An 8477-nucleotide genomic window follows, 5' to 3' on the forward strand; every position below is an offset into this window, starting at 1 on the left:
GAGTATAATGCCTCCATCAACATGGGGCCCCGCTTTCGCGAGGACGACTACAAGTTCCTTAAATTAATGGCAGTGGTGCTTATCTTCTTATAACAGAACTTTTCTAAATTAGAATCGCTCCCTCCATTACTATTGAAACTATTGAACAAGAGAAAGGATATGATGTCAGGATATTCACCTGTATGGCCTCATGGCGAGATTATTGAAGAATTTGAAGGTATCTATGTGGTACGTGGATCAAACATCACTTATTTTGAGGATAAGAAGATTCAACACAGTAGAAACATGACCATCATTGAAAGCAATGGCGATTTAGCACTTATTAATACGGTGCGTTTGAATGAGGATGAATTACGAAAGCTTGATGAGTTAGGAAGCGTTAAACATGTCATTAGAATTGGCGCTTTTCATGGCAGAGATGATCGATTTTATTTGGATCGATACAATGCCTGTTTATGGACAGTTCAGCCTGAAGGACAAGAGGATACTCTTTCCTATCCTACAACGCAATATTTAAAGGATGCTGATGAGTTACCCATAAAAAATACTCATTTCTTTATATTTAAAAACTCCGCTCCCGCAGAAGGATTTCTTCACATTGATACTAATGAGGGTATTATTATTAGTTGTGACAGCATTAAAAATTGGGTGGAAGTGGACCAATTTTTTAGTGAAGAAACTGCCCGAATGGCTATTTCTCAAGGGGAAATTGCAAAAGCTCGAATCTCACCTATTTGGCTTCACGCCACTGGAGTACAAGGAGGCGATTTCGAACCTTTATTAAAATTGAAATTTAAACATCTCATTAGCGCTCACGGAGATGTCTTAAGAAATACAGCTTATGAGGATATCAATAATTCGGTGAGACAAATCTGTTAAAAATATATTCTTTATCCTATTTCAGTTACTGAATCATTAAATTATACCCCCCCATTTAATCATGGGTTGGAGCGTATTTAGGAAAAGTCATCACTCAAATCTTCTTGGTGTGCATTAATATCAAATGAGCGCATTGAATCAGCAGAACTTCCAGGAATTTTTCGTGTTTCATTTGCCCACTCACCTAAATCAATGAGTTTGCAGCGGTCAGAACAAAAAGGTTTGAACTGATTATCGGGGTGCCAGGTATTTTGTTTCTTGCATATTGGGCAAGTGATTTTTTGATCAGGGTTCATAATGTTCTTCGTTAATTTATGTTAGGAAGTATACACATATGTATTTCTTTGGGGCAATTAATTTTAAATTAATTGTTCCTCATTTAATCGCTGCAGTAATAGATGAAAGTATACCAATCCGGCATAAGGATGCCATTTTGCGGTAATTTCAGAGATTTCTTTATAACCTGGTTTACTCTTAAGATGAAGTAATCGATACAAATTATTTTGTGCACCGATATCGTCTCCGGGAAAAACATCCAATCTTCCCAAACCACGTAGTAAAACATATTCAGCAGTCCACCGTCCTATCCCCTTAAAACTGCATAAAAAATGAATAATTTCTTCATTATTTTGAGTTTCCAACTGAGAAAATACAGATTCATTCTCATTGAATACTGATGCCAAATGAATTAATGTGTCACATTTATGAGTGCTATAACCTATTTTTCTTAATGCAGAAACGGAGCTATTGGCAATTTCGCAGGGTCTGGGAAATGCATAAAACACGCTCTCTTTTTCCTGAATTTTCATTCCATAAGTTTCTATCAATCTATTTTGAATGTGCAATCCCGCAGCAAGCGATATTTGCTGACAAGAAATCGCATTAACGAGTGCTTCAAAAAGAGATGGAAAACGTGGTGGCTTAAGTCCTTTAAATTGATTTACCAACTGATTTAATTGTAAATCCTGTGCCGCTATTTGATAAAAACCCTGAAGATCTTGTTGCAGACCCAGTAGTATTTCTAATTGTGCGATAACTTTATCTTGAGTCAGTGGGTTAATATTTTTATCTATTGAAACATAAATTTGTGATTCATTTTTTTGTTCTATCACTATCTTGAAGAGTTTATTGTCTAGAAAGAGCAATCGTGAATAATGCTTGCCATCCCAATGTTCCACAATGTTTTTGCTTCTTCTTCGTAATGCCCAGACCGTATAATCCAATCGGAATGGAGTCACAGGAGATAAAGAAAAAGAGGTATTCATGAAGATAAATTATCCTTTCACACAAATAATGGGGATTAACCTGGCTACTTTCTTAGTTAAACCTGAATCTTGTGCTGCATCAACAACAAAATCCACATTTTTATAAGCCCCTGGAGCTTCTTCTGCCACTCCACGATAGGAACTGCTGCGAATTAGAATGCCTTGTTGTGCTAATTGCTCAATAATTTCTCGTCCTTGCCATTGTTTTGTTGCTTGATGTCGACTCATGGCACGTCCTGCACCATGGCATGCTGAACCAAAAGACTTATTTTCGGCATTTGCTGTTCCAGCTAAAACATAAGAAGCGGTACCCATACTGCCTCCAATAATGACGGGTTGGCCAACGTGCCTAAAAGAAGTTGTTAATTGAGGATGCCCCGGACCAAAAGCTCGAGTGGCTCCTTTACGATGCACAAATAAACGCTTTGTTTCACCTTCTATTTGATGAATTTCTTCCTTACAGGTATTATGGGAAACATCATAAATAAGTTTTATTTTGGTGCCAGGTATCTCATCTTGAAAAACCTCTCGCATAAAATGGGTAATGATTTCACGATTTGCTAAAGCACAATTAATTCCGGCGCGCATAGCCCCTAAATAACGTTCCCCCATTGGTGAACGAATAGGTGCGCAAGCTAATTCACGATCAATGAGTTTGATTCCGCGTTGTTGCGCATCAATTAACATGGAACGTAGAAAATCAGTTCCTATTTGATGGCCTAAGCCGCGTGAACCGCAATGAATACTGACCACCACGTCCCCCTGCGCTAAACCAAATGCTGTCGCAGTTTTGTCACAATATATTTTTTTTACTTCCTGAATTTCTAAGTAATGGTTACCTGATCCTAAAGTACCCATTTCATTTTTTTGACGCTTTTTTGCATGCTCTGAAACATGCTCTGGTAACGCTCCTTCAACACATCCATAATCTTCAATACTCTCTAAATCCTCCTTGTTTCCGTATCCTTGCTTAACCGCCCAAACAGCGCCACCACGTAGCATATCGTCCATTTGTTTCATCGTCAGATTAATACGACTTTTGCTGCCTACACCTGCTGGAATATGGGCAAATAAGGCATCTGCCAGTTGCTTTTTATAAGGTTCAAATTCTTCACGTTTAAGTCCAGTACTTAAGAGCCTTACACCACAAGAAATATCAAAACCAACTCCTCCTGCAGATACGATTCCTTCATGCTCAGGATCAAATGCCGCAACTCCACCAATAGGAAATCCATATCCCCAATGAGCATCGGGCATAGCATATGAGCCACCAACAATTCCTGGTAACGTAGCTACATTAGAAACTTGTTCATAAACCTTCATATCCATATCACGTAACAAGCTTTCCGAAGCAAAAATAAATCCGGGTACTCGCATTTTACCGTGCTTGGGGATTTGCCATTCAAAATCACTGATTTTTTCTAACAGGTTTAAGTCCATCGATTTTTGCCTTATTCCTAAAAAAAGCGGATGTATTGCAATTTGATTATTCTAGTAATTATACATCAACAACACATTGTGCTATCCAAATATGATTATTTTGATACACTTTTAATTCAGTAAAAGTAGCTCCTTTAACTTCTACTGCGGGTTGATGCCGAACAATATCTACTTGCTCTCCTGCCACTAGAGCCGTTAATTTTAGTCCCTTAATCGTGACATCAAACTGGCTAAAAAGCATCTTATGGATTGCCATGTTATAAATAATGGCATTTAACCAATCAACGAATAAAATCTCTTGATTGGGTGCTTCACAGCTTATGTGAAACTTTTTTAGCGGTTGAATTAATTGATGAGTAATGACATGAGTCAATGCAAGAGCTCCCATTGCAAATGCTTCAGATAAAGTAGCTCCGCAACCTCTCACACCTATATCTGATTCATGAAAGAAATGCTCCCATCTTTTTTGAGCAATCAATTTAGATTCCTAATTTTATCGTTGTTATAAATGCATCATAGGCCATATCCATCTTTTATTTCTATCGTCTCGCATAAGTCGCAATAGAGAGAAGAACCATTCCCATACCTATAGTTTGGCCTGTGGTTAAGTGTTCACCAAGTACTATCCATGCAAGAATTACTGTAGCCAATGGCATTACCGCTGTGGATAAAGAAGCCATTACTCCATCGACTTTCTGGCAACCAAGATACCAAAAAACATAAAAAAGACCTGTGCTTAAGCCTAAAACAAGTAAAATAAGCCAATCAAAAAAATGAATCGATAAATTATCCCAAGAGTAAAAAAACAGACAAACCAACAATAATATAGCGTTTATTGCGTTAAGTAAGGAGGAAATTAAAAATACAGGGAGCAAGGGAGTATGCATTTTACTTAAAATATAGTAAGTTGCCTCGGGTATAAGAGAAAGCAGAACAAGCATATCTCCCAAAAATGAATGGCTCGCTCGGACACCGCTTAATTTATCACATCCAATAATGGCTAGGCCTAAAGTTGCAAACCCCACACAAATAATTTTTTTCCCTGATATTTTTTCACTAAGAATAATCCAAGACATGAGTGCAATAAGTGCAGGTAATGCACTGGTAATAATACCAGCAACATTGGCATCAGTGTATTGCAGCCCTCCTAACATAAAGAAATTAAAAAGTATTCCTGCAGAAAGCGCTTGTGCGATTATAAAAAACCAATCTTTTTGTTTTAATTTAGAAAAATAGTAGCCTATTGAGTTTTTTTTGGATGGGGTGAGCCAATGCAAAAAAAATAAAATAATAGCGGCTAGTGTAAATCGTAGTGTTAATATAAACAGGATTGGGATTGACGACAGCACATATTTAGAAGCAACAATATTCACGCCTACCATAATCTGGGCCAGAATAAGAAAGCACATACCTTGCAGAAAATAGTTAGTAGATTTATTCATCAACATCTCTAATTATCACTAATTAAGAAGATTAGTTTAGCAGAGATAAACGCAGAAAAAGTTATCCATTCCCCGCATTTTTTTTGCTGTTCAACGCTTTTGCTCTCCATTGCGAAGGAGACTCACCAAATGCTTGAGTAAATCGACGGGTAAATGCAGATAAATTCTCATAGCCTACTGCAAAAGCGATCGCTTCAATTGACGTATTCTTTAAGGACAACAATCGCTTAGCATGATGTAATTTTTGAGAGCGCCAATATTCTGCAAGACTATAACCCATAACGTGTTTGAATCGACGTTGTAATTGACTCACACTCAAATGACAATACTTCGCTACTTTGCTGATATCTATAGCATCTGCAAAATAACGATCAATCCAGTTTTTTGCTTTAATTGCCGTTTGATCCACTTCCGCTGGAAAAGAGTTTGTTGCGAAATGAATAATCAATTGATTGATCAATGAATCGGCAAAAAAATCTTCTTCCTGGGCAGTTAAATAATGATGGGTGAATTGCATCAGTTTCTTAATATTGGTTGTGAGGTTAAATTCGTGAGAGCTGTATTCATCTGGATGATTTTTAGCCCTAAGATCAACGACTAAAAAAAGATTTTTGGGGCTTCCTGCAAAGCAATGTTGCTCATTAGGAGCAATGTATACGCCAATATTATTGTTGATTATGCCCGAATAATTCCCTGCTTCTAATTCCATAGAGCCAGCTAATGGTAATACTAACTGCGCAAAATCATGGGAATGGCTATGACACTCAGTATGATAAGAACGTAGATCCATACGATGAGCTATCATGTTATTCTCCTCAAAAAGCAAGATATAACTTTATATTGTATCATAAATGGTTTTTATGGGCCGAATGGTTCCAGAAATATGATCATTGTCTCGAAACCACATTAAATTAAGGGCAGTAAAATGAATTGCTTAAGGCGGATGTTTCAACTCCAATCAGGTATCTTTTTATTTTTTATTCTCTTATTCATTGGTGCTACTGCTCATGCAGAATTAAATGAAAAGCCGTTTGTTATCATGACTTTTAATATTGAAAATGGTGGTACACAAATTGATTTTAATCAGGTGGTTAAAGCAATTAAACAATCTAAAGCGGATGTAGTAGGTATTCAAGAGGCGTGGGGGAATACTAAGCGTTTAGCAAAAGCATTAAATTGGCATTATGATCCATACCAACATGTTATTTCACGATTTCCATTATATAAAACAGAGCCACGACAAAGATTTGTCTTAATTGAAATAAAACCTAAACAGTTTGTCGCTGTTGCAAACGTGCATTTACCCGATGAGCCGTATGGTCCCAATCTCATTAACCAAGGTTTTGATGCAGGCACTGTACGTAGAAATGAACTGAAAGTACGTTTTCCAGAAATAAAGCCTGTTCTTGATCAATTAGCAGCCCTCGCAAAAGAAGGAGTGCCTGTATTTTTAACAGGTGATTTCAACTCACCTTCTCATTTGGATTGGTCACATATTACATTACAAAAACAACGTAATCACCGTTATGTGATGAATTGGCCTGTTACTCAATATGCAGTAAACAAGGGATTTGTGGACTCATACAGACAAATCGTTCCCAATGCTGGCCAATCTCCAAGTTTTACCTGGCCAGCAAAACGAGCGGCAGTAAAAAACGCAATTGATAGTTATAATCCTTCTAATCAAGACTTACCTGATCGTATTGATTTTATTTTTTCTTCAGGTCCAGCACATGTGATTAATAGCCAACTCATTGGTGAAAAAAATGGCAAGAATGTTAGTCTTTTTCTTTCACCTTGGCCATCAGATCATCGGGCTGTCGTTTCGCACTTTAAAGTTAGGGCATCTTATTTTCCAATACAACATATGAAATTATTTCCTGTAATAGGAGAATACCGCAATAAAAAACCTCGGATTATGGTCTCTAAAAAAGTACTAAAATCGGGCGATCCTCTTAAGATTACCTGGGAAAATGCTCCAGGGTATTTCTATGATTACATAAGTATTTCTCCTAAAGTTAGGAATAGAACAATGAATGAAACTGTTCGTCTTTATACTCAGGGAGAAATTAACGGCATTATTCAATATTCAAACAAAAACGTACAAGGAAATTGGACTAATTGGTATAAAGCCCATGCAAGTTGGCCACTTGTGCCAGGAGTCTATGATGTAAAATTGATGTTAGATGATGGATATAATGCACTAGCAACGACGCAAATCATAATTAATTGATTTAAAAGAGTTTTCAATGCTCTTTTTTAACTAAAGATGTGATGATCTTAAATCTTTGCTATTAGCCATTATTTTTGAGCCAAAATTAAAGAACAGTAAGAGAAAATGGGTTTTTCATCTTTATTTTCTTGAATGATTTTGAAACCAATTTCAGTCAACATGTGTAGGTAATCTTCGACTGTTTTCATTACATGAGGTGTAAAATCATCGTGAAAAATATAACGGTATTCTGCAGAAAGGCAGCGATCATTATTTTCTTCTTTATAAAATTCACAGATGGCCACAAGGCCATTTTTAGGTAGTGCTTGATAAGCCATAGCTAATAGTTTTCTATCAACTTGTTCATTCCAGTCAAAGAGAACCCGGGTAAACAAAATAAGATCAAAACCTTCTGGAAAGGTATTTTCTTTAATAAAATCACCCTCAATAACACTTACTTGATTGCTTAAATTTTTATCAGCAATCGTTTTTCTTGCCATTAAAGCGGGTTTTGGTAAGTTATATACTGCAGCTTTTAAATGAGGGTGTTCGGTAACGAAAGCACAAGCCATGGTTCCGTCTCCACCCCCTACATCCAAAAGAGCAGATACTTTTTTAAAGTTAATATGATCTAAAATACAACGAATCGGTTGGTCTGCCGTTTTCATCATCCAATCCTCTAGCCATACCACTTCCGTATCTTTTTTAGGGGGCCAGGAAACACTTGTTTTGACTTTACCATAACGTAATACATCAGTCAGATTTTCTTCTGCGGCGACATTCCAGCTATTAAAAAAGAACTGCATGCTCCACCATCGTTCACTTTGCATTAATTGGTAAAACTCATCGGTTAATTTATAAGCGGGTTCACCATTTATTTCATTTTTTATTAAAAAATATTCACAACTAAGCAAATGGAGCCATTTTTTAGCTCTGATTGGCATTAATCCTAATTTTTCGATGATTTCTTGTTCTAAAACAAATTCATTTTTTTCAAATAAAGCAAATAAGTTCAAATTAAACATTGCTTCTACGAGTTTTAATCGCGCACCAGAAGCGATAAGAGAAAAGTAATTTTCGTAAAAATCGATCTTATTTTTTGGATTTTTTTGTTCGGAGGTATCTTTTTGTGCTATTAAATAAGTATGAGTGTCATGATGTTCTTTTGCAGGGGATTTTGAGAGCGAACCTTTAAGCCATGACATTATTGTTTTCATATATAAATAAATTTAGTGGGGA

General features: G+C 36.5%; 9 protein-coding genes. 2 read left to right on the forward strand and 7 right to left on the reverse strand.

The window, feature by feature from the left end; genetic code table 11:
- Nucleotides 1–159 precede the first annotated feature (159 nt).
- Complete coding sequence (locus tag Lsan_RS20570; protein WP_237762228.1) at nucleotides 160–879, forward strand: hypothetical protein; 720 nt, start codon at nucleotides 160–162, stop codon at nucleotides 877–879.
- A 77-nt stretch (nucleotides 880–956) separates the two neighbouring features.
- On the opposite strand, the gene Lsan_RS20575 is transcribed toward Lsan_RS20570, so the two are convergent.
- The 6 genes from Lsan_RS20575 to Lsan_RS20600 all read right to left on the reverse strand — a co-directional run bounded on the left by Lsan_RS20575 (nucleotide 957) and on the right by Lsan_RS20600 (nucleotide 5831).
- On the reverse strand, nucleotides 957–1175 hold the full coding sequence (locus tag Lsan_RS20575) for a DNA gyrase inhibitor YacG (protein WP_058515960.1): 219 nt from the start codon (nucleotides 1173–1175) through the stop codon (nucleotides 957–959).
- Nucleotides 1176–1238: 63 nt separating this feature from the next.
- Nucleotides 1239–2144 (reverse strand): DNA-3-methyladenine glycosylase 2, encoded by a 906-nt coding sequence (locus Lsan_RS20580; protein ID WP_058515961.1) that lies wholly within the window; start codon nucleotides 2142–2144, stop codon nucleotides 1239–1241.
- Nucleotides 2145–2153: 9 nt separating this feature from the next.
- Nucleotides 2154–3584 (reverse strand): RtcB family protein, encoded by a 1431-nt coding sequence (locus Lsan_RS20585; RefSeq protein ID WP_058515962.1) that lies wholly within the window; start codon nucleotides 3582–3584, stop codon nucleotides 2154–2156.
- A 58-nt stretch (nucleotides 3585–3642) separates the two neighbouring features.
- Complete coding sequence (locus Lsan_RS20590; protein ID WP_058515963.1) at nucleotides 3643–4062, reverse strand: archease; 420 nt, start codon at nucleotides 4060–4062, stop codon at nucleotides 3643–3645.
- Nucleotides 4063–4123: 61 nt separating this feature from the next.
- On the reverse strand, nucleotides 4124–5026 hold the full coding sequence (locus tag Lsan_RS20595; RefSeq protein ID WP_083505195.1) for a DMT family transporter: 903 nt from the start codon (nucleotides 5024–5026) through the stop codon (nucleotides 4124–4126).
- A 61-nt stretch (nucleotides 5027–5087) separates the two neighbouring features.
- On the reverse strand, nucleotides 5088–5831 hold the full coding sequence (locus Lsan_RS20600) for a helix-turn-helix transcriptional regulator (protein WP_058515965.1): 744 nt from the start codon (nucleotides 5829–5831) through the stop codon (nucleotides 5088–5090).
- A 120-nt stretch (nucleotides 5832–5951) separates the two neighbouring features.
- On the opposite strand from Lsan_RS20600, the gene Lsan_RS20605 reads away from it, so the two are divergent.
- On the forward strand, nucleotides 5952–7259 hold the full coding sequence (locus Lsan_RS20605; protein ID WP_083505196.1) for an endonuclease/exonuclease/phosphatase family protein: 1308 nt from the start codon (nucleotides 5952–5954) through the stop codon (nucleotides 7257–7259).
- A gap of 68 nt (nucleotides 7260–7327) precedes the next feature.
- Here Lsan_RS20605 and Lsan_RS20610 read toward each other — a convergent pair whose 3' ends face one another.
- Complete coding sequence (locus tag Lsan_RS20610) at nucleotides 7328–8455, reverse strand: methyltransferase (RefSeq protein ID WP_058515967.1); 1128 nt, start codon at nucleotides 8453–8455, stop codon at nucleotides 7328–7330.
- Between the last annotated feature and the right edge of the window lie 22 nt (nucleotides 8456–8477).

This window comes from Legionella santicrucis (assembly GCF_001468135.1).
Taxonomy (GTDB): domain Bacteria; phylum Pseudomonadota; class Gammaproteobacteria; order Legionellales; family Legionellaceae; genus Legionella; species Legionella santicrucis.

Bases quoted from the DNA above. Each gene is read 5' to 3' on its own strand.
- Lsan_RS20570 (WP_237762228.1), top strand. From the start codon at position 160: ATGATGTCAGGATATTCACCTGTATGGCCTCATGGCGAGATTATTGAA.
- Lsan_RS20575 (WP_058515960.1), bottom strand. From the start codon at position 1,175: ATGAACCCTGATCAAAAAATCACTTGCCCAATATGCAAGAAACAAAAT.
- Lsan_RS20580 (WP_058515961.1), bottom strand. From the start codon at position 2,144: ATGAATACCTCTTTTTCTTTATCTCCTGTGACTCCATTCCGATTGGAT.
- Lsan_RS20585 (WP_058515962.1), bottom strand. From the start codon at position 3,584: ATGGACTTAAACCTGTTAGAAAAAATCAGTGATTTTGAATGGCAAATC.
- Lsan_RS20595 (WP_083505195.1), bottom strand. From the start codon at position 5,026: ATGAATAAATCTACTAACTATTTTCTGCAAGGTATGTGCTTTCTTATT.
- Lsan_RS20600 (WP_058515965.1), bottom strand. From the start codon at position 5,831: ATGATAGCTCATCGTATGGATCTACGTTCTTATCATACTGAGTGTCAT.
- Lsan_RS20605 (WP_083505196.1), top strand. From the start codon at position 5,952: ATGAATTGCTTAAGGCGGATGTTTCAACTCCAATCAGGTATCTTTTTA.
- Lsan_RS20610 (WP_058515967.1), bottom strand. From the start codon at position 8,455: ATGAAAACAATAATGTCATGGCTTAAAGGTTCGCTCTCAAAATCCCCT.